Raw genomic sequence first — 26113 nt, forward strand, 5'->3', positions numbered from 1 at the left:
CTTGCACATGGGACTGAAAATGGATCGCTTGAAAACTGTTTTGCAACAGCTCAATAGGCTTTCTGCTTTGAGGTCGGAATGGCTGGATTTGAGTGTTGAACATCGAACGCGTTATGAAACGTTTAATCAAAGTTTTACGAAAGGCACAGCAGAAAGTGATCAGATGGTTGCGCAGCGGACGAGAATTTTGTTGGGAATTGAGGATATTTGGAACCCTATCCGATTCACACTGAACTCGCAGCTTTTCGGGCTCCTGTGGCTGTTCGTGGGCAGGATCACATTCCCAATTTTGTCGATCATCTGGATATTTTTCAACTCCATCTTGATCTGGTGTACCAGGATTTTTTGTGAACAGGAAGCTCAAGCAGCCTTGAAGTCGGCCGTTTAGTCATGGATTCTGGAGAAGGGTCTCGTGGCTGGGCACCGTTTTGGGAGCTTCACTCCATCATTTGATGGTGTGCAATTGACCCTTGGTGGGGATGAAAGCTCTGGTTGGGGACTTCGGGCTTTTGTCACGCAATCGGTTCAACGTCATACGGTTAGACCGGATTGGACTAGCCCCATTAACTACTTTTCCGGTGCGGCGATCTCAAGCCCCCATGTCCCGTGGGCTAATGGTGAGTTATATTTGAATGAGTTCCATTATCCTTCCAAAGGGAAAGAGGCCTCTTTCTCCTGGTCCTGCCGGAACAAGATTGAATTTCGCACAGGGCACACCGTACGAAATCGCACAGAGGAGCTTGCCGGGAAAAGGGTTGCTAAGTCGGCCAGGAAAAACCTTGGCAAAATAATTTGAAATGTAAAGGAAAGTCAGAAAGTTTTCTTTGGGACGGACCTTTTTGTTTAATGGCATGTAAGTTGCCGATGATGCTTGTGGGGTAATGGAAAAGCATGTCATTGTGATTTTTGGATAGTCAATGAGGGACTAGGCGGAGGCAAGAGGAATGGACCACGTGACTGCGGGTATTCGTGAATATTTCAAAGATTTTAATTTCAAAGAAAACTTCAAAGGGATTACCAGCAATGTGAGAGGGGATGTGTTGGCGGGGATCACGGTGGCGATGGTGGTGTTGCCCATGGCCCTGGCATTCGGTGTGGCTTCCGGGCTCGGGGCGATTGCTGGCATGTGGTCGGCAGTGGCGGCTGGTCTTATTGCGGGTCCATTAAGTGGGTCAGCATGGTCTGTAGGTGGGCCGACGGGGCCGCTGACGATCCAAATCCTTTCCATGACTCAAACCAATAAGTTGGCTGATGGGAGTCCAGATTTGGTTTTCGTTTTCACGACCGTTGCATTAGCGGGGTTTCTTTTAATTGTGATGGGCTTGTTGAAGCTCGGGCAGTTTATCAAGTTTACCCCCTATTCAGTCATTTCGGGATTTATGACGGGTTTAGGTGTGTTGTACATGTTACTTCAGCTTAACCCCTTTTTGGGACTTCCCGGCGTCAAAAGTATCACGTCCGCCATTACGGAATTACCATCCAGTTTGGCCCATGCATCGCCTGTGGCGATGGGAGTCGGGGTGTTGACCTTACTCATCGTGGTTTATTGGCCAAAAATTTCTCCCGTGACCTGGTTGCCTGGTCCATTGATTGGATTATTGGCAGGTACGGTCACAACCGTCGTGTTCGGGTTGGACATCCCGAAAATAGGAGATATCCCCACCGGCTTACCTGAACTGTATATTCCTGATCTCACGCTACTGGAAAAAGCTTTTGTCCCGGCTGCGGCTTTGGCTGGATTATGTGTATTCGATAGTCTCCTGACCTGTCTCATCGTAGATAATATGACTGGCACTCATCACAACAGTGACCGGGAGTTGGTTGCTCAGGGATCAGCCAATCTCTTCTCAGGTTTGGTTGGAGGATTAGGTGGAGCCACGAATACCATGCCTTGTGTCGTGAATATCCAGAGCGGGGCACGAACCAGGTTGTCCTCTGTCACAATGGGACTTGTCCTGCTTTCCTTTATTCTCGGTTTGGGTTCTCTGGCTGCCTCCATCCCTCTTTCCGCTTTGGCGGGGATCCTCCTCAAAGCCGGCTATGACATTCTGGATATGCGAGTGCTCCCTGTCGTCAGAAGATTGCCCACGTCTGATTTGATGGTGTTTGGACTCGTGGTCTTAATGACCGTATTTTGGAATCTGCTGTCCGCCATGGCAATGGGACTCGCAGTGGCCTTTTTCCGTTTCGTGAAGGATCAGTCCGATCGCTATAAGGCGGATCTCAGCCAACGCGATGAGGATGTAAAACAGGAAGAAGAAGACCTCATTTTTTCCTTCGCCAGGGACTATGCCAGGAAGATCAGTCAGAATGGGGTCAATATAGGCGAGCTTAGCGGTCGTTTTGAACATATCGTTCGTGATCGGCTTATCATCGTACGTCCCCACGGTCCCTTATTTTTCGGTGCGATTGATTGGCTGAATGAGACGGTGGAACATCTTGACGGCAAAGATGTGCTCATTATTCGTTGCAAATGGTTGGATGAATTGGATTTATCCGGTGCCTATGCATTAGGAGATTTAATTGAAGCGGCCAACTGTCGCGGGGTGGCGGTATTGACCGCTGGCATGTCCCCTCGAACCCGACAGGTTCTTGCCGATTTAAATGAGCTTTCCAGGTTGAAAGACGATTATATTTGCACACATTTCAATGAGGCCTTGGATATCGCAATGCAGATCGTGGAAAAGAAGGCAGTTGACGCTGGGCCACAGGCCCACAAAGAACCAGTACTGGCATTCAGTTAGAAAACGGTTATGTTCTCTCCCCAACAAACCGGGCGAGATTTGTAAATATGACATTCCGCTTCCTTCGTGTATTTGAACAAAGTTTTCTCGACCATGCTGCGAAGTGGTATAAGGGGATTTTTTTGAAAGTGTCTCATCGGGTTCATCGTACGGCTTTTCCCGCCATTTATTTTCGTTTGTGATCACAGACTGTTCCAATCCGACCATGCCATTTTTATTCGTTAGTTGGAGTCCGCCGATTTGTCAACTTGTTCAGAAACTAGACTCTGCATACGGGAATTATCCTGAGCTGGACAGATCTCATAATGAGATTAGACAGGCTATTGGGGTATAGTGGATTGGGCTCGATGAGGTAGGACAGGTCTGTTAGGGGAGAAGGCTTGAAGGGACCGCAAGACGGGTTTTGAGGATTACCAATGTCTCTCAATAAATTATTTTTAAATCTTCCGATTGCCAAGAAACTCCTTTTAGTCTCGGGTGTCCCGGTTTTGGCCGTCTTAATTTTGAGCCTGGTGACCTATAGGAGTGTGCAGACTTTTTCGCTGGATGAAGACCGCCTCAATGATGTGTATCATGTGCAAAGCGCGTCATCTGAATATATGCGATTGGTTGTGGATCTCGAAACCGGATTTCGCGGTTTTATTCTGACCCAACAAACTCCGTTTTTACAGCCCTATCTGGCAGCCAGACAACGGGTGATGTTACTGGGGAATTCCTTGAGACAAATGGTGGAGCCGATTGAGGACCAACGACAGTTAATAGAATCTGTTCAAAAAATGATCGGCCAATTAATGAACGACAAAGATCGGATTATTGAACGGGTCAAAGCGGGGCACCCGGAGGAGGCCATGAACTATGTGGAGAGCGAGAAAGGTCGTACGCTCATGCTCGCGATTCGTGAAGAGATGGCTCGCTTTGATCGGCGGGAAGTCATGCAACTGCAAAAGGCACTTGGGAGTAGCGCCGCAGACCGGGCCGCCCTGATGGGAGTGGTCGTGTGGGGAGGGTCGTTGGCGTTGATTTTATTGTTGGTCCCTCTTCATCTCATTGCGCGTTCTATTACCGGTCCTTTAACCACGTTGGTCAAGGCCGTGGAAAATGTTTCAGGTGGGACCATCCCGAGTATTCCAGTTTTCCAAAGAGACGATGAAATTGGTGAATTGACGAAAGTCATGCAGACAATGGGCACTCAAATCCGAAATCATATCCGCCGTATCGAACAGTCGGAACAGGAACTCCGAACGCTGAACCATGATTTAACCTCTTCGGAGGCCAAATATCGAGGAATAGTGGATTATGCGCCTATCGGGATATTCACGGCAAAAGAAGTCCACCTGATTTTTAGCAACCGGCAGAATTGGATTCTAGCCGGCAGGAGTTCCGATGAGGTGTTGGATCCCGAACACATGTGGGAGGCCATTCATCCGGATGATCGGGAGGGTGTGCGCGAGACGTTTCAAGATGCCTGTCATCAGGGGGAGCCTTTTGAACGGGTCTTTCGCTTTCTGCATCCGGATGGAACTGTTCGAAAGGTCTTATGTCGGGCGGTACCGATTCAGGACGAAGGTGGTCAGACGATGGTATACCAAGGGTTTAACGTGGATATCACGGCTTTAGAGCATATGCGTGCAAAGCTGAACCGATCTGAACGATTGGCGACGTTGGGCCAAATGGCTGCAGGTATTGCCCATGAGATTCGGAATCCGCTTGTGGGTATTGGGTCAACCACGACGTTGCTGATGGATGATTTTCCTGAGGGTGATTCACGGCATGATGATCTTGTGACGATTCTCAAGGAAACCCGTCGATTGGACCGCATTGTAAATCAAATCGTTGACTTTGCGCGGCCAAGAGATTTGCTTCCCGTGACCTTTCAACTGAAAGATCTGGTTCTGGAATCTTTGCAGGTGCTCAATGAACCAATAAAACAAAAGAACATTCAGGTCGAATTTCATCCGTCAGCCAATTTGGACACCATCCAGGCTGATCGAGATCAACTCAAGCAAGTGTTGCTCAATGTGATTCAAAATGCCGTTGAGGCAATGTCGGATGGGGGAAGTCTTTGTCTTTCCATTGAAGAGGAAAGCATCGAACGGAAACCTGGGCTTCGTCTTAAAGTTAAAGATAATGGAACGGGAATCAGTCCAGGCGCCCTTCCTCGAATTTTCGAGCCATTTTTCACAATTGGCAAAAATCGCGGTACCGGACTGGGATTGCCTATTTGTCGGAATATCATCGAAGCCCATGGAGGCGAAATTCATGCAGAAAGTCAGTCAGGACTGGGGACCACTATGACATGGTGGCTTCCTTGCGTTTGCCAACCCCAACTCCCAACGGTGTAACCAATGCGCGCCAATATTTTTGTCACGGATGATGATGATGTAGTTCGCCAAGCCATCAGCCGACGGCTCGCGAAGCGACATCATCAAGTTCGGAGTTTTGCGTCGGGAGAAGCCTTATTGGAAGCTCTTGACCATGATATCCCTGATCTGATTTTGTTGGACTTGAAAATGGCCGGATTAAGCGGGCTGGAGACTCTCAAGAATATTCGTGCCAAATCTCAGCAAGCCTTGGTCATTCTCCTTACAGCCTATGGCACGGTTGAAGAGGCAGTGGAAGCCATTAAACTCGGGGCCTATGATTTTCTGATTAAAAGCGTCGATCTCTCCAGCGTGGAGCCCGTGATCGATCGAGCATTGGACTATCTGAGTCTCCGTCGCCGTATCGACTTTGAAACGCAGGATAGGCCAGGTCGATATGCCTTAAACGGTTTGATTTCCAATAGCCCCAGTATGAAAGAATTGGTTGGACAAATTCAGGAAATGGCCAAAAATCTGAAAACGACCGTGCTCCTCTTTGGAGAAACCGGAACAGGTAAAGAATTTGTCGCACGAGTGCTCCACCATAATGGTCCTCGGGACAAAGGTCCGTTTGTGGGAGTGAACTGTACAGCCATTCCTCAGGAATTATTTGAAAGTGAGTTGTTTGGCTATGAACGCGGGGCTTTCACGGGGGCAAACCAGCGCAAACTCGGCCTCTGTGAGCAGGCCGAAGGCGGGACTCTCTTTTTAGATGAGATTGGAGACCTCAATCCCTCAATGCAAGCCAAATTGCTTCGAGTTTTACAGGAACGTTCGTTTAAGCGGTTGGGGGGGCAAGAAGATATTGATGTGGATTTTCGTCTGATTGCGGCCACCAATCGGGATTTGCGCAAAGATGTGACGCAAGGCAGATTTCGGGAGGACTTGTTTTTTCGGCTGAATGTGGTGTCAATGACTCTCCCACCATTACGGAACCGAACAGAGGATATTATCCCGCTGGCTCTAGCGACGTTAATTCGACAAAGCAGCGAACTTGGTAAAGAGGTCACGGCGATTGAGCCAGAGGCTCAACGGCTGTTGGAACGCTATCCGTATCCGGGAAATATTCGTGAACTCGAAAATATTATGGAGCGTGCGACTATTTTTTGTCGTGGGAAAAGCTTGACGGAAGGCGATCTGCCTCGTGAAGTTCATGAAGAGGCACGTTCCTCAGTCAATGCGGTCGCTCGAGGGGATCAGCAGGTTGTTCGCATGGAAATGATTCTTGGGGAACAAACCCTTGCGGCCATTGAAAGTGATTTAATTGAGGAAGTCATGCGATTGTCTGATTATAATAAAAGTCTCGCTGCCAAATATCTTGGCATTACCCGCTTTGCTTTGGACCGCCGCCTCAAAAAAATTCCCGAGTCTTGATCCCCCCTGTTGTTACCTGAGGTAGCCCTTCCATGATGATGGTCGAGTGTTTGTCTTCCAAGAACGTGTAGCTGTCCTGAAGTGTTTCTTCAGGACAATTGGATACCATCTTTATTCACAGAGAAAAGGGGCCATCCCTAAGATGATTTTTTTCGATTTTTTAGAAGAACAACGATGCCAATGATTCCAATCAACAGAGCCAATCCTCCCATCTTGCTATTCTCCTTTTCTGATTCCGTTGCTTCTCTGTTTTTTTGCTCGCTATCTGTGTCTTGTCGGGCAAAGAACTGTGTCCCGACCAATTCTTAACTAACTTGTTCCTATCCTTCCTGTTTTTATGGGAATCGTTAAGGTGTCTTTTTAAGCAAGTATGCTGGATGCCATGAGCGATGGAATCCGGCAGCCATATTTATTGCTAAGGAACATGCGTCACAGTATTCAGATGATGAGCGCGCAAGGCGGTTGAAAAAACTTTGGAGACCAAGTGTATCCTTGCTCGTGGTCCATATGTTGTTTATTAGTCTGAAGGCTTGAGGTTGAAAAGCGTTGTGGCTAAAGCAAACCGCTGGTAGAATTGGGTGCTCATGAAAATCGCCATCACTCATGCTTGCTGACGTGGTCCTGCCGGGCAGGCGTTTCCAGGTCTTCACTTATCAAGTCCCCCCCCATCTGCTTTCCCTGCTTCATGTGGGAAGCTCCGTGGTCGTGCCTTTAGGCTCTGCTGTCGTTTCTGGAGTGGTGGTCACCATCTTTGAGGCCAAAAGCTCTTCTTCCCTCCAATCTCAATTCCGTCATAAACCCCTTCGCGACATTCTTTCGTTGGAGGGCGATGTCGGGAGCAGTCCTTTGGAACACAACCTTATTCGGTTGGTTGAAAAAATTTCAGATTATTATCTGGCTCCTTTTTCCGCATGTTTGCGGCTGATTGTTCCCCCACATTCGATACAAGTGATGAGGCGTTTAATCCTAACCGACGATGGTCGTCAGGCTTTGTTGGACAGGTCGTTGCCATCTGATGTCCAGTTGGTCCTTCGAAAGTTAGAGCGGGCTCCCAGGGGATTACTCCGATCCTCTCTTATACGAACAATGAACAATGTTCCAGCTTTTCTGACTCGTGCGAAAAAGAATGGATGGATTACTGAACAGACGATCATGTCCTCGGGGTCCAAGGGGCCAAGTCCGGTCCGGGGAATCAGTGCCGGAAGAAAGCCGGTGCCTTCTATTATCCGAGGGTTATTTGATTCTCCTGAAGAAGAAGCTAGGGAACTGCCGGAATCTGCCCGACGAATGGAGTCCAGTTCCTTTCACGACATCCGGATATGGAAGGATCTGGTGTCTGCCGTGCAGTCCGGTAGTTTTCAGGAGGTGCCTGTTGTGGGATCGGAATCCGTCCGACAGGATCTGTTATTGAAATTGATTCAGACCATTATAGATCAGGGCCGTCGAGTGCTCATTCTCGCTCCCGAAGTGCAGGAAGTCGAAATCCTTGGGGAACAGGTTCGATTCCGGGGGAGGATTCAGGTTGAGATTTATCATGGCCATCTTTCGACAATGGTTCGTGCTGCTCGATGGGAACGGATTCGACAGGGTGATGTACAGGTCGTGGTGGGGACTCGATCTGCGCTATTCCTGCCTATTCCAAATTTGGGGCTCATTTGGGTCAATCAAGAGGAGAGTTCGTCCTTTAAGGATGAGCATCTTCCGTATTTTCATGCTCGGGACGTTGCGCGAATGCGAGGCGATTGTGAGCAGGCGCTCGTGGTCTATAGTTCGACGCGGCCTTCTTTGGAACTATATGGACGTTTCCCCGAGCAGGTCGGTGAGGCACTGGAAGGCCCATCACAGCAGATTCCTCAGGTGGAAATGGTCGATTTACGCACTTTACCTTATGAGACCATTCTATCTCCGGTTTTACTTTCCAGGATGACTCAGACCTTGAAGGAGGGCGAGCAACTTATTTTACTTCTCAATCGCAAGGGGTTTTCCGGTGCCCTGGTGTGCCGAGATTGTGGGAAGACTCCGATCTGTCCCACTTGCGGAGTTCCAATGAAACTCTATCAGCGTCCTTCACGTTTGGTGTGTACCTACTGTGATGGAATCGGACCAACTCCTGAAATCTGTCCCACTTGCCATGGCAGGGTGTTTCGATTTTCTGGCACGGGAACCCAGCGATTGGAGGATGAGGTGACTCGTCTTTTTCCGGATGTTTCTGTCGCCCGATTCGATCGGGAGAATGTGAAAACTCCCGAAGTGGCCGATGCGATCCTGCGCCAATTCCGGCAACGAAAGATTGGAGTATTGATTGGGACGGAATTTTTGGCTCATCAGTCAAATCCACCCATCGCTCCGGTGATTGGGTTCCCTCAAGCCGATCTTGGGCTCCATATTCCTGACTTTCGATCAGCCGAACGAACGTTTCAGATGCTGTCGAGGGCTTTCACCTTGGCCCGGAATGGGCAGGAGCCAGGGGAAGTGATTCTACAAACCAGAATCCCGGATCATCATGTACATACTGCTATTGGGCACCATCGTCCCAGAATGTTTTATGACCACGAACTGCAGTTGCGTAACCTACTAGGATATCCCCCGGCTACCCATGTGATCTTGGTGGTTGTAACTGGGGAACAGAAGCCACGCGTTCAAAGGGTTGTGGATTTTCTGCATCAACGATTGAAAGCTTTTGAAGCGAGAAGAGTTCCTTGTGCAGAGGGGAAGGGGATCATCGGAGCATCAATGATTTTGGGGCCGATGGTATCTAAGAAACCCGGGCGGATTAAAAAAAATCGCGTACTTTTTTTGATCAAAACGGATGATTTATCGGAAGCACAGCGAGGCCTTCGAGCCATACAGCTGGAGTATGAAGCGGAATTTCACAAAGATCCTGTGATCGTTGAATTCAATGTTGACCCCATGGACATCCAGTAGCAACGGGTTGGTCTCATACGCGTGATGATTGCCTCCTTGACTGTTTCTTCTGGTTTTTTGTTTTGGGAACGGTGTTTGAAGGGGCGGGCGGGGAGTTTTTATCTCGAGTGCGTTTGAAAATACCATAGGCGAAGGTCATCCAGAACACGCCGGAAAACAGGCCAAACAACACGGCGGTAAAAATTCGTTCCAATTCTTCTAATGGAGGTTCCGGTCCCAGCTTTTGAAGGTCGGCCATCTGCATGATGGGCCATGCCAGACTTTCTACTCCTAAGAGGAGCGTGGAGGTCGCCCAGATTAATCCAATAGACGGACATTTCCAGACCAACAGGATAGCCAGCCCGATGGCCAGAGCAATTCCGATGGGTATCGGTAAAGCCCCCACTAATAACCAGAGTCCCACCGTAACCGTGAGGCTACCCAAAACAGCGTTCAGTTGATGCCACAAATGATCATTCATCTCGAATCGTCCTAGAAATTCCTGTCAACGTTGCCCACCTTACCATAGACTTTCGTTGCCCAGCATCTTGTATTGTCCTGGTGGATGATCATGCATGCGGCGATTGGATCTAGCGACCAATATCATTCAACGGTTCAGTGGTGAGGGAATAGGCCCCGCGAGGGTTATTTTCCAGGTGGTTGGATTGGTGGAGCTCTCCAGGTGTTGGCGTGGTTTCACAGTCCGGAGTAAGCACGATTCCCCAATGCGCATTGTCTGCACAGGTATTGTCGAGGATAAGCGCTTTGGCGAGGTGAAAGAGGAGAATGCCACTGAGCATATTTCCGCGACAGATGTTTTTAATTATATCGGGTCGAGTGCCCTCGTCCCGTGCGGCTATTCCAAAATGATGATTTCCAAAACACGCATTTTCGCGCAAATAAGGCTGAGCTCCGGCAAAAGAAAAAATACCGGACTCCCGATTATGAGAAACCTCGTTGGCGAGCAAGGTCGGGCGGCAATCCGGTCCATAAATCACGACTCCGGATAACAGTCCTTCCGTGGCCCTGCAGTGAGATATCGTGCATACCGAATCTAAAATATTCAGTGCGGAATGTTGGTCGCTGCCCACATACCGAAACGTTATGCCGGTAATGTTTCCTCCAGAGACTCGCTGAAGGTAGCAAGGGCCGCTTCGTCGATTGAATATCGTGACCAGGTCCCGGCCGGCGCCGACAAGATGGATGGTTCGCTCAGTCATTACCAACCGATCTTCATATACCCCCGGTCGAATGAATATTTGATCATCTTCTTGGGCTTGAGCGAGAGCTTCGCTGGGTAAAGTGAAGCTACCTGGGCGCTTCGCGTCCACAATTAACGTTTTTCCCCCGAATGGATTGGGCGGTGGTTCGTGAAAGGATGATGGTTCGGCGGACAAGGCTTTCTCCTCTTTCAAAAGAATTCTGGCAAATGGCGACCCTGGTATCTACGGGACCAAAAATGTATCGACTGTTCATCAAGTATGCGAATGGAAACCGAAGGGTGAACCATACGGAATTTCGAAGAATGACATTTCACAATCTTAAATCCAATCCAATTCACCGACGTAAAGTTCTGTAATGTTGGTATTTTATGTCCTGGTATTGAATTTGCTTCCGATCTTTTCCGTTGTACAAAAAATAAACAGTAAAGTCTTTTTTGTCTAAATTTATTTTTTAAGGGGTGAAAATTTTTTTCCACATGTTAGGGAGCAGTCCGCTGACGCCCTGATTAACTTTAATTGTGTCTGTCAGAGAAGTCCGCCTCCCCCTCCCCCGCATTAATTTCAACAGTTTCCCCCAGGAAAGAGAGTTTCGTTATGTCAAAGAATGGGAGAAGTGGTATGTCTCTGTTCTTTTTGTTCCTAGTGCTGGGCACACTGTCGTTTGTAAAAGGTTTATCTGGAGCGCAGGCACAGGAAACCGACATCTTTCAACATCCTAATTCTGAACAGGCAGGGATTAAGAAATCTTTGGAGCAGCAAATTGGGGCTGGCCGGGGAGATATCAACACTCCTGATTCCTCGCTATATATTATTAACAGGGATCCGTTCCGCTCGATTCGTCGTGGTCGAAATCTTTTTCAACGCAAATTCACCATATCCCAAGGGATGGGCCCACGCAATGGGGACGGGTTTGGAGATATAAGCGCCGATGCCTCGCTGGGCGCAGGTTTAGCGGATAGTTGTGCAGCCTGCCACGGACGTCCACGTAGCTCGGCAGGATTTGGTGGGGACGTGTTTACCCGTCCGGATAGTCGGGATGCCCCGCATTTATTCGGGTTAGGGCTTATCGAAATGCTTGCAGATGAAATTACCCAAGATCTTCGGAAAATCCGGGATCAGGCCATTGCCAGAGCCAAGGGTGGACGAGGCGTGGAGGTGTCGTTGAAGAGTAAAGGCATTTCCTATGGAAAAATCAGAGTCAATCCTGACGGTTCGGTCGATCCCTCACACCTGGAAGGTGTCGATCCGGATTTGCGGGTACGGCCATTTTTTCATCACGGTGGCACCATTTCCATCAGGGAATTTGTGGTGGGGGCATTGAATGGGGAAATGGGTATGGAGGCTTTTGATCCCGATCTGGCGAAGGCTGCTGACGGTGAGGAAGTGGTCACACCATCGGGAATGGTGTTAAACGGAAAGACCGATACCATCGAAACGCCTCCGGCTTTCAGTGAAAGTGATGATTCGGATCGAGATGGGGTTGCCAATGAAGTGCCCGTGAGCCTGGTGGACCATCTTGAGTTCTATTTATTGAATTATTTTAAGCCCGCCATTGGGCGTGAGACGAAAGATAGCCAGAGGGGGCAGAGGCTCTTTAAAGACATTCAATGCACCAGCTGTCATATCCAAAATTTAGTCATTGAGAAAGATCGTCGTGTGGCTGATGTGGAAACCACTTATGACCGTCGACGAGGGATTTTCAATGATCTTTTCGCCGTGGCCACTCCTTTGTTCCAAGAAGTCCAGGGTTCGGGTTCTCCTTCGGTGAAAAAACCCAAAGGTCAGCGCTTTGTCGTCAAAAATATCTATGCGGATTTCAAACGCCATGATTTAGGCTCAACCTATTGGGAGCGCAATTTTGATGGTTCTTTGACTAAGGAGTTTATGACCGAACCACTATGGGGAGTAGGTACAACTGCTCCTTACGGTCATGACGGGCGGAGTATCGATCTATGGTCGGTCATTATGCGGCATGGAGGAGAGGCGAAAGATGCACGGGATCGCTTTGCCCGATTATCGGAGGAGCAGCAAGGGCAGATTATCGATTTTCTACAGACTCTGGTTTTGTTTCCACCGGACGATACCGCTTCCAATTTAAATCCTGGCGATTCTCAAGCCCAGAATTTTCCGCAATATGGACATGGTAATATAGCCCTGCCCGCGTTATTCAACAATCCTAGCGATGTGGAATAAATGAAGTTTTCTTTATTCTTATCTGCCTAATGGAATCAAGCCCGTGATCCGTAAGGTCACGGGCTTGAACCCTCTCTCGCAATTGGGGATGTTTCCCATTGTCTTTCTCTTTTTTGTGCGATCCAACATCAAGCGGGAAAAGAAAACCATCTGGATTTCAACCAGGTGGCTTCTCACGCCTCCCTTGTCTCTCGCCGCATCTCTCGTTGCTGTGCGTTCTAGCCCTATCCTGATGGACTATTTTTAGAATTATCGGGTGGCGAAAATCACGTCACGTATCGATTTGAAATTAAAAGAAGACATTTCTTGTCTTCAAGAATGTTCAGAGACCTGGGAGGAAAACGGGTTAATTATTCTCAAATGCTTGGCGGGTTGCGAAGACCTCGCCTGGATGAATCAGGAGCAAGCAATCGCCATCAACCGGATCCTTATGAAAGAGTGCGAAGGTGAGGCAGAGCTGAGGGGTCGGTTCAGGAGAAAACTGTAACAAGATGGGAACATCCACCAGGGGAGTTGGTGTTTTCAGGATGGCCAACCGGAGGCGGACAGCCACCAGCGTATCGCGTAGGCGTGTTTGAATAAGTTCTTTAGGATAATCTGGAGAAGGTGTAATGTATTTGTCCCAGAGCGGATTGGTCATGCCCACACAGAAATCCAGCCCTACGCTTTGTGCAATAGTCGTAACATCTCTGAGTATCCCAGATTCAATGGCTTCTTTGCGGGATCCAATCGGGAGTGATTCAAATTCTGAAGGGATATCTCCTGAGCCCAGGGAAAGAGCTAACTGGGATGATTCAGAGAGGTTTGAAGGTAAAAGGTTAGATCTATCCTGGGAGTCGGTGTCGTCTTTTTCTAAAGGAGCAAGATCGCTCAAAGGTGTCTTCCCTAATGCTTGAAGAAGACCTTCATAGACGGCTTTGGCGGAATCCGTCCATGAATCATTCATCGGCAGTCCCCGAAAGGCCGCCTCGGAGGCTTTTTTCTCATCATGGGTTAACATGCGTTCTGGATTCATACCTTCAAAGATAAGCTAAATTCCTGAGAAGTCAAGAGTAAAACATTTCTGTCTCCAAATAAGCCAGGAATGGAAACGCAGAAAGAGTCGTGAATTCAGTCAAGAAAGCGGTCCAATTAGCCCAGCCATTTACAGATAGCAAGGTGGTTGATCTCTCAATCGATGGTTTTCAGCGAAAGGTTGCCTCCAAATCCCGATCTAAAGTAAGGACGATGATGCGTTCTTCGATTCGGGTATCGATATCTGTAAATAAAGCAGTCGTTTCCGCTCCGGTGATTTCCAACATTTCCCGACACAGTTGCTCTCTTCCTTGGGAAATGAGATTTTGGCGCATCTGCTTGACCATTCCAATGCCTTCTTCACTCTTGGCCAGCTGGCGTTCAGCTGGCGTAAGAACGCCCTTGAGCCGAATGAGAATGGTGTCACGGAGTATAGAAGCTCGAACATCGGTGGGGCCGCGGCCCATGAATTCCTGCTCAAATTTAATAATGGCATTTCGAATTGCCGATTCCATTTCCCCTCGTGTGACAGTGTGTTTCATGCGGTCATGCTTTCTGGCAAGAGCGATCTTCCCCTTCAAAATCGGGTGTTTGCGCATTCCCGAAGAAAATCACGGAAACTTGAGGAACAACCTGTCCCCCTGATATAAGCGTAAAACTGATGTGAGGTCAAGAAGAGGAAGGGCTTCTTCTCGAATGTTCAAGCAGAGTGGTCTCTGTGCTGTTTTTGAATTTGACCGTAGAACGGGTTTGTCGGATCGCCTGCATCATTCACCATGTGATAGTGAAAAGCGTTAGAATAAGCCAATCGGGTGAACTCCTGAAGACAGTAAAAGGGGGCGTCCTTCGGTTGGCTTTTTTATTGTCAATTGAGTTAATCGAGTACTGCACAATTGACTGACATCTCTCATGAGTTGGGTGTATGGTCCTGTCAGGTTTTCCCCTCTGCCAATTCACCCTGATTCCCGTTATCTTATCCGGTGAGAGCACAAATGGTTTCTCTATGACTTGATTTGAGGATGGTAGGCATCCGTGCTCTAAAAAAAGTGGAAATGGGGCAATGAACAAGGTTGAGCAAGATCCTTTATCCGTGAAGAGTTGGAAATGGCTTCGAGACATCGTTGATGAGGCGTGTCAGCCCATCGGTCCATATTGGCCGATGAAATCATTTGCCTATTATAATCCCATTCGAGACCTTGAGCATTTACCATTTGCCCGTGCGATCGAGGCCGCAAATCAGTTGTTGGGTGCCAAGGGGTTTCTGCCTGTTGGAGAGTATCGCCAACTTTTTCATCAAGGTCGAATCACTCTTTCGGCCATTGACCAGGCTCTTCGGCGCGTAGGACCTCCCCTGCCGTCTCGAACCACTGTGCAGGTTGGTGACCGTAGCATTCATGTCCAAGATGTCTGGCGCATTCATGCTATATACGGGATTGAAATTTTACCTGCTGTGCTGCTGACGTGGACACTGGAACTAGAAGGTCTGAACACACGATTTCGATCTGATCTTCCGGAGAATTCTCGAACATCCATTATTAACCGAACTATTCGAGAGTGCGAGAAGTGCCGACATGATCCGGAATCGGCCTATCTGCACAACCTCTGGAAAAGTTCGTTGGCGGCCTGCCAATTGTTCGACCCTGTGTCGGGTGAGGGTTCTTTCCATGCATCGGACCTTGGTCGGAGCTCCCATCTATCAGGAAAAGAGGCCCATTCTGTCACAGTTGACTTACCTAAAGACCGAACGCTGAGTGATTGGCTGGACAGTGAGACGGGGAGCGCGCTGGTTGAGACCATTAATACGCACATGATCAAATGGATTGCGGCATTTGTAGACGAAGGTGTTGCGGGATGGAGTATGCCTTCAAGAGATAAGGGGTTTTTTGCTGCATGGCGAGAATTGGCCGAAGGGGACCTCTCAGGCAAATTTCTCGGGATTCCCGATCTTCGACAAAAGTTTCGCGAATTATCCGACGTACCGGAAGAGATGTTGTGCAAACATCTGCAGAATCTCAATATCCCGAAGGAACGTTGGCAAGAGTATCTCTGCCGTCATCTGGCTCAATTGCCAGGTTGGGCAGGGTTTATTCGCTGGCGTGGAGACCATCCTGGGTATCCCGCCCAGCAACATTACCCCATTGATCCTCTGCAATATCTGGCCGTCCGGCTCTTTTATGAATCGGGAATGGTGGAGGGCCTTTGCCAACGGGAATGGGGCATCAAGGGGACGTTACCTGGACTCCTTGCCTATTGGAACAAACAGGGTACGCATGAACAGGCGTTGAGTCTCTCTTCTTCTCACGCCACTGTTGCTAATGATCAGGCGGTGTGCCATCAAGCTTGGCGTCTTTTTCACCTGGCTCAGTTTTTGGAACTGACCCCAATTGAGGTACACGAATTGTCTTATAGCGACACGTCAACCTTATTGGAATGGTTGGATCTCTTTCCCCAATCTTCACATGGACCGGTATGGCTTGAAGCGTATGAGGACGTCTATCGTGAGTCATTGCTGAGGAACATCAGCGGACATCAGGCTGTGGCTCCCGTTAGCAATCAACGGCCTCGGGCGCAAGGGATTTTTTGTATTGATGCCCGCTCAGAATCGTTTCGTCGTCATCTTGAAGCTCAGGGACCGTATGAAACATTTGGGTATGCGGGATTTTTTGGGGTGCCCATGAGTCATGTGGCATTTGATAGCCACGACCACTTAGCATTGTGTCCAATTCTGTTGACACCGAAAGCGGAAGTGATCGAAGTTCCCCGAATGGGGCAGCATGAAAGGGTGAAGAGCTATCTTTCCGGAACCAGATGGCATCAATTCAGTCATCACCTCTTTCACGATCTGAAACACAATCCATTTGCCTCCTTTATGCTGATTGATGTGTTAGGAATCTTTTTTAGTGTTGGATTGGTCGGAAAAACACTCTTTCGAACCTCCTTCGATGCCATCAAACAGTGGTTGCACCAGTGGTTGGGGAGCACCGTTGTCACGCACATTCCTGTTGAGCCTTCAGGTGATGACGAACATAAAAATCCCCCTGTGGGAGAACTGGCACAAGGTTTTACCACATTGGAGCAAGCGGCCTTTGTGGAGGGTGGATTGCGTGTGATCGGGCTCACGAAAAATTTTGGACGGTTTGTGATGGTTTGCGGTCATGGAAGCCAATCCGATAATAATCCCTATTACGCGGCCCTGGACTGTGGGGCATGTGGGGGCAGTCATGGTGACCCGAATGCTCGTGCCTTTTCGGCCATGGCCAATAATCCAGAGGTCCGACAGATTCTGAACGATCATGGGCTGGTTATTCCGGAGGACACCTGGTTTCTTCCCGCCAAACATAACACCACCACAGATCAAGTGATGTTGTATGACCTTGTCGATGTTCCTGCTATCCATTTAGAGGAATTAGGACTGTTGGTGAGAGACTTGGAGCAGGCTGGCACACATCAGGCATTGGAACGATGTGGACGAATTCCCGGCGCTCCGACAGCCGTGTCTCCCAATGAAGCGTTTAAACATGTCAGGCAACGGAGCATGGATTGGGCGAATTCTCGTCCTGAATGGGGATTGTCAGGGAACGCTGCCTTTTTGATTGGAAGGCGGGCCCTTACCAAGGGGCTGGATTTGGAAGGGAGAGTTTTTTTGCATTCCTACGATCCCGGATCCGATCTTGATGGAAGCCTTCTTGAAAAAATCATGACCGCACCCCTCATCGTGGGTGAATTGATTAGCTTAACGTATTACTTTTCCGGGGTGGATCCTTGGGCCTATGGGAGTGGAAGCAAGGTCATTCACAATATGGTTGGCGGAGTTGGGGTGATGTTGGGGAGTCAAAGTGATCTGCAAAAAGGCCTTCCCCTTCAATCAGTAAATGATGGGGCGCGGCATTATCATGAACCCATGCGCTTGCTCGCCATCATTGAGGCACCGCCGGATCGAATCCGGTCCATCATTCAGAAGCATACATTGCTTCAACATGTCTTCCATAACCAATGGATGAATGTCATAGCGTTTGATCCAGATTCCAAAGGATTTTCACGATATCTCTCGGATTCAACCTGGGAACCCGTCACGACTACTATATGATTTTGCAATGGGAAGGGAATTCATTTTTACTTTTGCCCTGTTTGGAATGGCTGAGCAATCACGCATCATCTCTGATGCGAGATGTTTGTTTCGTAGGAATTTCGGATCCACCTACAGGATCCAGTTGTCCTAAGTAGGCTGGGTAAAAGACTTCAATCGAACCTTTCCCTTGATTCGCAGTTGTGGATGGAAGAGGGTGCCTGGTATAAGGTCAGAGGCTTGTGGGTTGTTGAAAAGGATGAGGCTCCTCTTTGTATTTGGCGCAGACCAAGTAGGGAGAGTGGGAGCATCCCGTTTTCCGGAATGTCAGTTGCATCATGGTCGTAGGGTTCCCAGCATTTTGTTTGTTACGATAGGCTGGAGACAGTACATGCCAACCAGGTTTTTTGAATACCTCATTCGAAAAACATATGGTTGGCTTTTTTTTTACCGAATCGGATTCATTGAGTTCAGATTTTGGTCTGAGAATACCGCAGGATGAAGTCTTCTTATCCGAAACAATTTATCGCTAACACCTTGGCCCTTTTTAGTGTCTGGCTTGTGTTATCGGGCAAGTACGACAATTTTCACCTCGTACTTGGATTCATGGCATCTTGTGGAGTGGCGTGGTTAAACACGGGATTCCCTCATTCTCCCTTCCATAATTTTCCATGGGCTCGTGTCGTCCTGTATAGCCCCTGGCTCTTTCTTCGTATTGTTGAGAGTAGTCTGCACTTGACGAAACTCATTCTCAATCCCTCATTACCCATTAATCCCAGACTCATTACCTATCAGTCTCATTTAAAGCATAGGGGTGCCATTGTCTTGCTTGGAAATTCTGTGACCTTGACGCCTGGCACCATTACCGTTGAAGCCAACGGCAATACGCTTCTGGTGCATGCGATAGATGAGACAGCAGCAAAGGACCTCACGACAGGTCGGATGGAGCGTAAACTCGCCTGGGTCTTTCAGGAAGATACGAATCACTGATGCGTGATTTTTTTCTGTTTTTATTAATCACGTTGTCTTTTCTGATTCTCGTGTATCTATACCGGGTGATTCAGGGTCCCACCGTGTTTGATCGGGTATTAGGGTTAGCGGGAATTTCGACCAAAGCCATCATTCTGGGTGTTGTGATGGGAACAGTCTATGACCGTGTAGAGATGTTCGTGGATATCTCCACGGGGTATGCACTTCTCAATTTAGTTGGAGCATTTGCTATTGCCAAATTTCTTGAGCAACGAGGGACACCCTAAATGGTCGTTCTTGCCATCGGGTTAATTCTAGTAGGGGTATTTTTTTTAGTTGTAGCTGCAATTGGCACGCTACGCCTTCCCGACGTGTTTACGCGATCCCATGCGGTCTCCCTGACTGATTCCCTTGGTGCCATTTGCGTCCTCGCGGGCCTTGCTTTGTACCAGGGATTCGGGATCAATATGCTGAAGATCCTTGTCGTCCTGGTCTTGCTCATCCTGTTAAATCCCGTCATTGCTCATGCCACCATTCGAGCGGCCAATCGGGCAGGCCTCAAACCTCAGACGAAGGAAGACCCATGATATATTCAGTGAATATTGCTTTGCTGTTACTCCTGGTCCTGACGGCCGCCAGCGCAACATTTTTGGTCAAGGAATTGATGAGTTCAGTGTTTATTCTCGGGTCGTATAGTTTTTTCCTATCTCTGGTTTGGGCTTGGCTGGGTGCGGTGGATGTGGCATTTGTGGAAGCGGTTATTGGAGCTGGGTTGGGCACCGTGTTGTTCCTCATCACCCTGTTTGATACCGCTCCAAAAGATAGCCGCCTTCGTCGTCCCCCTCCTCCTCTGGCAGGAGTGCTGGGGTTGCCCTTGTTGGGCCTGTTGTTGTTACTCGCGGCTAATGATCTTCCTCAGTTTGGCGACCCGACCTCACCGCCCAACGTGCATATTTCTCCTGTGTACTTACAGAATAGCTATGCGGACACGCTCACGCCGAATGTGGTCACCTCGGTGCTGATGGACTATCGGGCATTTGATACGTTGATTGAGACCGTGGTGATTTTTACGGCTGGCATTGCCTGTGCGTTGTTATTAAGGGAGCCAGGCTCATGAAACAGATCCATGACAGCATCATTGTTCAGAGCATGAGTCGATTGCTCATTCCTCTGGCACAGTTATTTGCCTTTTATGTCTTGTTCTTCGGCCAGTACGGCCCGGGAGGAGGATTTGTAGCTGGCGTCATTTGGACGACCAGTATGATCCTGGCCTTTTTGGTGTTTGGGCTGAAGTCCCCTCAGGGGCGTCTGGTAGAAAAGGTGTTGCATGGCGATGGGATCGGATTGATTATTTTTGTGGGAGTGGGTGGTTTATGTCTCATCGGAGGTGGGGAATTTCTCAACTATGCCAATTTGGAAATTCCGGGTTTGGATGCTCCGGCACGTCGGTACATGGGGATTCTATTAGCACAAATCGGGGTGGCCGTGGACGTGGCGGTGACCGGAATCTCTATTGTTCTCAGCTTGGCCTATCACGATACTGAGCAGGAGTATGATGTTTGAGTTGATTGGGGGGTGGCTCCAGCGCCCCAACTATATTGCCTTTGTTCTTCTGTTTCTGTGGGGCATCTATATTATGGTGACCCGGTACAATCTGGTGAAAAAACTCATCGGGATGTATCTCATGCAAACAAGTGTGATTTTTTTTCTCGTCACGACAAGTGCCAAGCGAGACGCTACGGTGCCTATTTTGCTCTCCACTACGGAGATTATTCAGCCGGAAGTCTATGCCAATCCTCTCCCTCATGTTCTGACATTAACGGCGATTGTCGTGGGCGTTGCCACCCTGGGAGTATCTTTGGCCCTGGCCGATGCCATTTATAAAAAATACGGCAGCCTGGACGAAGAAGAAATTCTCAAAAGGATGGAATGACGCGACACCTTCCCGTAATCCTTTTCCTCTTACCTCTCGGTTTGGCCATTTGTCTACCATTAATCGGTGTCAGGCGTCGGGAGTGGTGCCGGCCATTAGCGATTGGTGTGCTGGCTGCCATGGTCCCGGTCTCATTCGCCAGTCTGGCAGGAGTTCTTCAAAACGGGACCATTCATTATGACTTTGGGGGATGGGCGGCCCCGGTTGGGATTGAGTGGGTGGCGGACGGATTGGCCAGCATCATGACTGTGGCTTTAAGTCTCGTCGGGTTGGTATGTATCACCTTCCTCAGCTCGGTATTATTTCCCTATCTCGGCAGCCGGATTGTCCCTTTTTATACCCTGGTCCTGTTATTGATCGCCAGTCTGATCGGCATGGTGTTTGCCGGAGATCTGTTCAATCTTTTCGTTTTTTTAGAAGTATCCGCCTTGTGTGCCTATGCCTTGGTTGGATTGGCTGGTGGGAAAGCTCTTGTCGCAGGATTCCGGTATTTAATTCTAGGCACGTTCGGAGCTTCCCTGTATCTCCTGGGGGTAGGGTACTTATATGCTGAAACGGGGACGCTCAATATGGCGGATCTGGCGCAGCGGGTGCCACCCTTGGTGGGCTCTAAGGCCATCGCTGTCGGAGTGTTATTTATGTTTATCGGTCTGGGGATCAAGATGGCGTTGGTACCGCTCCACGGGTGGTTGCCGGATGCCTACACATATGCTCCGGACCGCGTATCACCCATGCTGGCTTCGCTAGTGACCAAGGTCGCCCTCTATGGATGGATCCGTATCATGTTTTGGGTGCTCGGAGCTCATGCGGTAGTCTACCGGATTCCCGTTCTGTTTTTAGTGGGAGTGTTGGGCGCTCTTGCTGCTTTGGTTGGCGCATTCCTGGCTTTGTCCCAGACAGAAATTAAACGCATGTTTGCCTATGGAGGGCTTTCGCATATCGGATTGATTCTGGTGGGTATTAGTCTTGGGAATCAAACCGGTTTTGTCGGAGGAGTGTTTTATCTCTTGAATGATGCTGTGATGCAGGCGGGTTTGTTTTTCTGGGCAGGGGCGATTATTCACCTGTATGGGGTTCGCACAATTGAGGATCTTGGGCGATTGCAAGGAGGAGCGGGATGGATGTCGGTTGCTCTGGTGGTCATAGCCCTGTCGATGATCGGAATTCCTCCAACAGGGGGATTTTTTGGAAAATGGTATATTATTCTTGGCGCCGTGGAAGCGCAGAACTACCTAGCCATTGTCGCGGTGCTGATTGCGACTCTGTTAACTCTTGCCTACTTCGCTAAATTGTTTGAACGGCTGTTTCGGGACCGGTCCGCCCAGCAGCCTCTTCCCATACGTGAGATTCCGTTGGCGGTGCGAATTGGTCTCGGCGCAACCTCAGTAGGGGTCATTGTGTTGGGAGTGATGAGCGATCACATTGTCAGCTTTCTCCTCAAGAATGCGCTTCCGCCTGGGCTTTAGGAGAATTGGGCATATGGTGTATTTCTGATATGGAATTCCTCATCCTTATTCCCCTCCTTCCTCTGATGGCCGTTCTGATTCTCGTGCTGGGGAAACCCTGGCTAGGCGAGCAAGGTCATAAAATCGGGATCCCGGCGATGGCCCTCTCCTTCGCTTGTTCCATCATCGCGTTTGCTCAAGTGGCAACCGACGGGGCCTTTTCCATCCCTCTCTATCGCCTGATCCATTCTGGCGACCTGGTTGTTGATTTGGGGTTGTATGTCGACCAACTCACCGTGTTGCTTCTGCTCTTGGTGACCGGTGTGAGCAGCGTGGTGCATGTGTACGCGTCCCGCTATATGATCGGCGATCCCCGGTATAACCGATTCTTTGCTGTCATCGCGTTGTTTACGTTTTCGATGATCATGCTGGTCATGAGCAATAACCTGCTCATGATGTTTGTGTTCTGGGAAATCATGGGTATCTGTTCCTATTTGTTGATTTCTCATTGGGGTGAGCGGCAGCCATCTGCTCAGGCGGCAACCAAGGCCTTTCTCGTGAATTCGGTTGCGGATGTGGGGTTTGGTTTCGGGGTCATTCTGACCTATTCCACTTTTGGAACATTGGATATCCAGACGATTTTAGCGGAAGCCCCATCCATACAGGGAAACACCATCAACCTGTTCGGCTGGATCGGGTTGGACTTCCCGATTCATATCATCACGCTCATTACACTCTTTTTATTCTTGGGTGCCATGGGAAAATCCGCACAAATGCCATTTCACGTCTGGCTACCCTTTGCCATGGAAGCGCCTACGCCAGTTTCGGCTTTGATTCACGCCGCGACCATGGTGAATGCGGGGCCCTTCTTGTTGGTTCGCATGAGTCCCCTCGTGATACTTTCGCCTGATGCCATGACTGTCATTGCGGTAATTGGGGGCCTCACGGCCATTTTTGCGACTCTGGTCTCCCTGACTCAGGTGGACATTAAACGCATGCTGGCGTTTTCCACGATTGGTCAAATCGGTTTTATGATCATGACCTGTGGAGTCGGGGCTTTTGTGTTATCTATTTTCCATATGCTGGCCCATGGCTGTTTGAAGGGATTTTTATTTTTATCGACGGGAAATGCGCTTCGTGTGGTTGGTTCTCATGGACATGAACCAACTTCATTTTCCCCACATGTGTCCTCGAACCATTCCTTGTGGCCAATCGTATCAGGGGCATTGGTGTTAGCCTGTTTCCCCCCCTTCCTTATTTTTTTCGGACCATATGAGCAATTGTGGATGATTCAATCGGGGTCCTCAGGCCAATGGACCTTTTGGATACTGGGGCTTTTGACGGTATTTTTTTCCGCCATGTATGTCATGCGCGGTGCTCTGTTGTTGTTTAATCAACCTCTATCCACCGCACGTGAAGATGGAATGGGAAGCCAGGCCATGAAGCCTCGTTTCTTTTCCCCCATTCATCTTCTGGGAATCTTGGCGATCATTGGAATTGTCGGGAGCCTATTACTGATCTTATGGAGTTGGTTTGCCGAATTTCTATCCCCGGTCGTGGGACATCGGATGCCGTATATACCAGAAAAATCTTCGAGTGGGCCTGGCTTGCAAGGTATTCTAGCTTTTGCCGTTGCTGTATGCGGTATCGTGGTTGGGTTCTTTTCCATGACAAAATTTTCCGGATCCTGGTTTCAACAATCAGAAATGGGCAAGCGCTGGTATGTCCATTTCCTGAATAAATTGTATTTTGACGAAATGTATGAAGCCTTTGTTGTGGCGCCCACTATCTGGTTTGCCCGATGGCTATGGCGGGTTGTCGACCGGAAAGTGTTTGACGCCCTGATCATGGGAATCGCGAATGTGTCGGTGTTGGCGGCGAAGTGGATGTGGCGGGTGGTGGACCTTCGCGGAATTGACGGGCTGGTGGTGGGTTTAGGTCGAAACAGCGTAGGAATTGCCGGGTGGCTTTGGCGGGTGGTGGATCTTCGAGGTGTCGATCGGGTCGTGGTAGGTATCGGTCAACGTAGCCTTGGTATCGCCGACTGGCTATGGAAAAGTATCGAGATCAAAGTTCTCGACAAGAATGTAAATCGTGCCGGGAATCAAGCAGAGACTACTGGGAATTTGATGCGGGAATTGGAACCCCGCACATTACAGCACCACTTACTGGTCATGATTTTCTGGCTCATTTTAGGCATTGGGCTATTATTTTGGCTTGTTGTGTGATTCAACAGGGGGTTTTTCAGCAATGTGGGGAAGACGCGTTCGGCATGAACAAACAAGGACTCTGGGTTTAAAAAAAGCGATAGGACGTCTTTCATGTTTTGGTGGTGTCATGATCGGCATTTCATGAAGGGGAGACTATGAACACAATCTTTATTGAACATCTTTTGAGTGTCATGATTGCCGTCCCGTTTGTGGGCATTGCGATTATCGCCTGTATTCAGAATCAGGAATGGATTCGGCGCGTGGCTCTCGGGTGTACCATGGGGGATGGTGCTCTCTCATTGGTGCTATTAAAAGAGTTCGATTTTTCCATTCAAGGCATGCAATTCGTGGAGCGGATGGCATGGATGCCGACCTTTAATATTCAATATGCTGTCGGTGTGGATGGGATTAGTCTTCTCCTGGTTTTACTCACGACTTTGCTCTGCCCGTTTTGCGTGCTCTGTTCCTGGCAATCGATCACTACCCGTGTACGCTCCTTTATGGCGATGATTCTGTTGGTCGAAGGGGCCATGATCGTCGTCTTTACCGCTCTGGATCTGTTTTTGTTCTTCATGTTGTGGGAAGTCACCATGATTCCCATGTATTTCATGATCATTCTATGGGGTGGCCCCCAGCGCATAGCCGCCGGCATCAAATTCGTCTTGTACAGTTTGTCGGGAAGCCTGATTTTACTCTTGGCGATACTCGGGTTGTATGTGGAAGGAGGGCGGACATTCGATATTTTAGCGTTGGCGGAGAAGACCTATTCCCCCGACGCCCAGTTTTGGATATTTTTGGCGTTCTTCCTGGCCTTTGCCATTAAATTACCCATGCTGCCTTTTCACACATGGCTACCGGATGCCCATTCCGAAGCTCCCACCGCCGGAAGCGTCCTGCTGGCTGGGGTGCTCTTGAAAATGGGTGGATATGGCTTTTTACGATTTTGTCTCCCTATGTTTCCTGAAGCCTCAGTGACCTTTGCCCCGTTTATCCTGTGGTTATCCGTGGCGGCTATTGTGTATGGGGGGTATATGGCCTTGGCCCAATCGGACCTGAAAAAGCTGGTGGCGTATTCGTCCATTTCGCATATGGGATTCGTGACATTGGGAATTTTCGTGTTCAATAACCATGGTATTCAAGGAGCCATCTTGCAGATGGTGAACCATGGAATAACCACAGGAGCCCTCTTTTTGGCTGTCGGTCAATTGTATGATCGGACCCATAGCCGTTCGATTCAGGATTACGGAGGATTGCAAAAATCGATGCCTAGATTTGTGGCACTTTTTTGCCTGTTTTCAGTGGCATCTTTCGGACTGCCTGGCACATGTAATTTTATTGGTGAATTTTTGGTCTTGGTCGGAACGTCTTTTGAAAGCTATGTCATGGTGTTGTTGTCCATGGGGGGCATTGTCCTCGCGGCGGCGTATATGCTCTGGATGCTCCAGCGGGTGGTGTTGGGACAACCAAAAAATTCCACCATCGCACAACTACCGGATCTCAGTATGCGTGAGCTGGCCACGGTGATCCCTCTTGCGGTATTAATCTTGGGGATCGGTTTGTACCCGTCACCACTTATGGAAATGATGGATTCGAGCGTCACGCACTTGGCTCAGCATATGGCACAGTATCAGGTGGGGATGATCCATGAGGTGGCCATTCGGTAAAAGACTTAACTGGC

At 49.1% G+C, this 26113-nt stretch carries 21 protein-coding genes; 17 read left to right on the plus strand and 4 right to left on the minus strand.

The genetic code is table 11. The features are described 5' to 3' along the window. Positions 1 to 7 precede the first annotated feature (7 nt). From ACWHYD_RS01425 to priA, 6 genes are all read left to right on the plus strand, one after another. A complete protein-coding gene (locus tag ACWHYD_RS01425) occupies positions 8 to 388 on the plus strand; it encodes a hypothetical protein (protein ID WP_447964164.1) in 381 nt (126 codons plus the stop codon). Between the two features lie 24 nt (positions 389 to 412). Then, positions 413 to 796 carry a hypothetical protein gene (locus ACWHYD_RS01430; RefSeq protein ID WP_447964165.1) on the plus strand — a complete coding sequence of 128 codons (384 nt, stop codon included), beginning with the start codon at positions 413 to 415 and terminating at the stop codon, positions 794 to 796. Between the two features lie 148 nt (positions 797 to 944). Next, positions 945 to 2744 carry a SulP family inorganic anion transporter gene (locus tag ACWHYD_RS01435; RefSeq protein WP_447964166.1) on the plus strand — a complete coding sequence of 600 codons (1800 nt, stop codon included), beginning with the start codon at positions 945 to 947 and terminating at the stop codon, positions 2742 to 2744. 416 nt (positions 2745 to 3160) lie between these two features. Next, on the plus strand, positions 3161 to 5086 hold the full coding sequence (locus ACWHYD_RS01440; RefSeq protein ID WP_447964167.1) for an ATP-binding protein: 1926 nt from the start codon (positions 3161 to 3163) through the stop codon (positions 5084 to 5086). A 3-nt stretch (positions 5087 to 5089) separates the two neighbouring features. Continuing rightward, positions 5090 to 6478 (plus strand): sigma-54-dependent transcriptional regulator, encoded by a 1389-nt coding sequence (locus ACWHYD_RS01445; RefSeq protein WP_447964168.1) that lies wholly within the window; start codon positions 5090 to 5092, stop codon positions 6476 to 6478. Positions 6479 to 7081: 603 nt separating this feature from the next. After that, positions 7082 to 9403 carry a replication restart helicase PriA gene (priA, locus tag ACWHYD_RS01450; protein ID WP_447964169.1) on the plus strand — a complete coding sequence of 774 codons (2322 nt, stop codon included), beginning with the start codon at positions 7082 to 7084 and terminating at the stop codon, positions 9401 to 9403. 13 nt (positions 9404 to 9416) lie between these two features. Here priA and ACWHYD_RS01455 read toward each other — a convergent pair whose 3' ends face one another. Both ACWHYD_RS01455 and ACWHYD_RS01460 read right to left on the minus strand, forming a co-directional pair. Beyond that, on the minus strand, positions 9417 to 9863 hold the full coding sequence (locus tag ACWHYD_RS01455; protein ID WP_447964170.1) for a hypothetical protein: 447 nt from the start codon (positions 9861 to 9863) through the stop codon (positions 9417 to 9419). 109 nt (positions 9864 to 9972) lie between these two features. Next, positions 9973 to 10779 (minus strand): right-handed parallel beta-helix repeat-containing protein, encoded by an 807-nt coding sequence (locus ACWHYD_RS01460; RefSeq protein WP_447964171.1) that lies wholly within the window; start codon positions 10777 to 10779, stop codon positions 9973 to 9975. 444 nt (positions 10780 to 11223) lie between these two features. Between ACWHYD_RS01460 and ACWHYD_RS01465 the strand changes: the two genes are divergently transcribed. Beyond that, the gene (locus ACWHYD_RS01465) at positions 11224 to 12798 is read left to right on the plus strand and encodes a di-heme oxidoredictase family protein (protein WP_447964172.1); all 1575 of its coding nucleotides are present in this window, start codon (positions 11224 to 11226) and stop codon (positions 12796 to 12798) included. A 346-nt stretch (positions 12799 to 13144) separates the two neighbouring features. On the opposite strand, the gene ACWHYD_RS01470 is transcribed toward ACWHYD_RS01465, so the two are convergent. Then, positions 13145 to 13813, minus strand: coding sequence for a hypothetical protein (locus ACWHYD_RS01470; protein ID WP_447964173.1), 669 nt, complete (start codon positions 13811 to 13813; stop codon positions 13145 to 13147). 169 nt (positions 13814 to 13982) lie between these two features. Further along, positions 13983 to 14354 carry a DUF2294 domain-containing protein gene (locus tag ACWHYD_RS01475; RefSeq protein WP_447964174.1) on the minus strand — a complete coding sequence of 124 codons (372 nt, stop codon included), beginning with the start codon at positions 14352 to 14354 and terminating at the stop codon, positions 13983 to 13985. Positions 14355 to 14872: 518 nt separating this feature from the next. Between ACWHYD_RS01475 and ACWHYD_RS01480 the strand changes: the two genes are divergently transcribed. The 10 genes from ACWHYD_RS01480 to ACWHYD_RS01525 all read left to right on the plus strand — a co-directional run bounded on the left by ACWHYD_RS01480 (position 14873) and on the right by ACWHYD_RS01525 (position 26099). Further along, a complete protein-coding gene (locus tag ACWHYD_RS01480; protein ID WP_447964175.1) occupies positions 14873 to 17899 on the plus strand; it encodes a DUF2309 domain-containing protein in 3027 nt (1008 codons plus the stop codon). 477 nt (positions 17900 to 18376) lie between these two features. Next, positions 18377 to 18868, plus strand: coding sequence for a Na+/H+ antiporter subunit E (locus tag ACWHYD_RS01485; protein ID WP_447964176.1), 492 nt, complete (start codon positions 18377 to 18379; stop codon positions 18866 to 18868). Then, positions 18868 to 19134 (plus strand): monovalent cation/H+ antiporter complex subunit F, encoded by a 267-nt coding sequence (locus ACWHYD_RS01490; RefSeq protein ID WP_447964177.1) that lies wholly within the window; start codon positions 18868 to 18870, stop codon positions 19132 to 19134. The genes ACWHYD_RS01485 and ACWHYD_RS01490 overlap by 1 nt, the downstream gene beginning before the upstream one ends. Further along, positions 19135 to 19434, plus strand: coding sequence for a monovalent cation/H(+) antiporter subunit G (gene mnhG, locus ACWHYD_RS01495; protein WP_447964178.1), 300 nt, complete (start codon positions 19135 to 19137; stop codon positions 19432 to 19434). Beyond that, complete coding sequence (locus ACWHYD_RS01500; RefSeq protein WP_447964179.1) at positions 19431 to 19964, plus strand: DUF4040 domain-containing protein; 534 nt, start codon at positions 19431 to 19433, stop codon at positions 19962 to 19964. Before mnhG ends, ACWHYD_RS01500 begins: the two co-directional genes overlap by 4 nt. Next, on the plus strand, positions 19961 to 20410 hold the full coding sequence (locus ACWHYD_RS01505; RefSeq protein WP_447964180.1) for an MnhB domain-containing protein: 450 nt from the start codon (positions 19961 to 19963) through the stop codon (positions 20408 to 20410). Before ACWHYD_RS01500 ends, ACWHYD_RS01505 begins: the two co-directional genes overlap by 4 nt. Next, positions 20400 to 20780 carry a cation:proton antiporter subunit C gene (locus tag ACWHYD_RS01510; protein WP_447964181.1) on the plus strand — a complete coding sequence of 127 codons (381 nt, stop codon included), beginning with the start codon at positions 20400 to 20402 and terminating at the stop codon, positions 20778 to 20780. The genes ACWHYD_RS01505 and ACWHYD_RS01510 overlap by 11 nt, the downstream gene beginning before the upstream one ends. Further along, on the plus strand, positions 20777 to 22246 hold the full coding sequence (locus ACWHYD_RS01515; RefSeq protein WP_447964182.1) for a complex I subunit 5 family protein: 1470 nt from the start codon (positions 20777 to 20779) through the stop codon (positions 22244 to 22246). Before ACWHYD_RS01510 ends, ACWHYD_RS01515 begins: the two co-directional genes overlap by 4 nt. 29 nt (positions 22247 to 22275) lie before the next feature. Beyond that, positions 22276 to 24453 (plus strand): NADH-quinone oxidoreductase subunit 5 family protein, encoded by a 2178-nt coding sequence (locus ACWHYD_RS01520; protein WP_447964183.1) that lies wholly within the window; start codon positions 22276 to 22278, stop codon positions 24451 to 24453. Positions 24454 to 24590: 137 nt separating this feature from the next. Beyond that, positions 24591 to 26099, plus strand: coding sequence for a complex I subunit 4 family protein (locus ACWHYD_RS01525; protein ID WP_447964184.1), 1509 nt, complete (start codon positions 24591 to 24593; stop codon positions 26097 to 26099). The last annotated feature ends 14 nt before the right edge of the window (positions 26100 to 26113 follow it).

The organism is Nitrospira sp. Ecomares 2.1 (assembly GCF_965152585.1).

Bases quoted from the DNA above. Each gene is read 5' to 3' on its own strand.
- ACWHYD_RS01445 (WP_447964168.1), top strand. From the start codon at position 5,090: ATGCGCGCCAATATTTTTGTCACGGATGATGATGATGTAGTTCGCCAA.
- ACWHYD_RS01475 (WP_447964174.1), bottom strand. From the start codon at position 14,354: ATGAAACACACTGTCACACGAGGGGAAATGGAATCGGCAATTCGAAAT.
- ACWHYD_RS01435 (WP_447964166.1), top strand. From the start codon at position 945: ATGGACCACGTGACTGCGGGTATTCGTGAATATTTCAAAGATTTTAAT.
- ACWHYD_RS01455 (WP_447964170.1), bottom strand. From the start codon at position 9,863: ATGAATGATCATTTGTGGCATCAACTGAACGCTGTTTTGGGTAGCCTC.
- ACWHYD_RS01510 (WP_447964181.1), top strand. From the start codon at position 20,400: ATGATGTTTGAGTTGATTGGGGGGTGGCTCCAGCGCCCCAACTATATT.
- ACWHYD_RS01425 (WP_447964164.1), top strand. From the start codon at position 8: ATGGGACTGAAAATGGATCGCTTGAAAACTGTTTTGCAACAGCTCAAT.
- ACWHYD_RS01470 (WP_447964173.1), bottom strand. From the start codon at position 13,813: ATGAATCCAGAACGCATGTTAACCCATGATGAGAAAAAAGCCTCCGAG.
- ACWHYD_RS01480 (WP_447964175.1), top strand. From the start codon at position 14,873: ATGAACAAGGTTGAGCAAGATCCTTTATCCGTGAAGAGTTGGAAATGG.
- ACWHYD_RS01520 (WP_447964183.1), top strand. From the start codon at position 22,276: ATGGAATTCCTCATCCTTATTCCCCTCCTTCCTCTGATGGCCGTTCTG.
- ACWHYD_RS01485 (WP_447964176.1), top strand. From the start codon at position 18,377: ATGAAGTCTTCTTATCCGAAACAATTTATCGCTAACACCTTGGCCCTT.
- mnhG (WP_447964178.1), top strand. From the start codon at position 19,135: ATGGTCGTTCTTGCCATCGGGTTAATTCTAGTAGGGGTATTTTTTTTA.
- priA (WP_447964169.1), top strand. From the start codon at position 7,082: ATGCTTGCTGACGTGGTCCTGCCGGGCAGGCGTTTCCAGGTCTTCACT.
- ACWHYD_RS01490 (WP_447964177.1), top strand. From the start codon at position 18,868: ATGCGTGATTTTTTTCTGTTTTTATTAATCACGTTGTCTTTTCTGATT.
- ACWHYD_RS01505 (WP_447964180.1), top strand. From the start codon at position 19,961: ATGAAACAGATCCATGACAGCATCATTGTTCAGAGCATGAGTCGATTG.
- ACWHYD_RS01525 (WP_447964184.1), top strand. From the start codon at position 24,591: ATGAACACAATCTTTATTGAACATCTTTTGAGTGTCATGATTGCCGTC.
- ACWHYD_RS01500 (WP_447964179.1), top strand. From the start codon at position 19,431: ATGATATATTCAGTGAATATTGCTTTGCTGTTACTCCTGGTCCTGACG.
- ACWHYD_RS01465 (WP_447964172.1), top strand. From the start codon at position 11,224: ATGTCTCTGTTCTTTTTGTTCCTAGTGCTGGGCACACTGTCGTTTGTA.
- ACWHYD_RS01440 (WP_447964167.1), top strand. From the start codon at position 3,161: ATGTCTCTCAATAAATTATTTTTAAATCTTCCGATTGCCAAGAAACTC.
- ACWHYD_RS01515 (WP_447964182.1), top strand. From the start codon at position 20,777: ATGACGCGACACCTTCCCGTAATCCTTTTCCTCTTACCTCTCGGTTTG.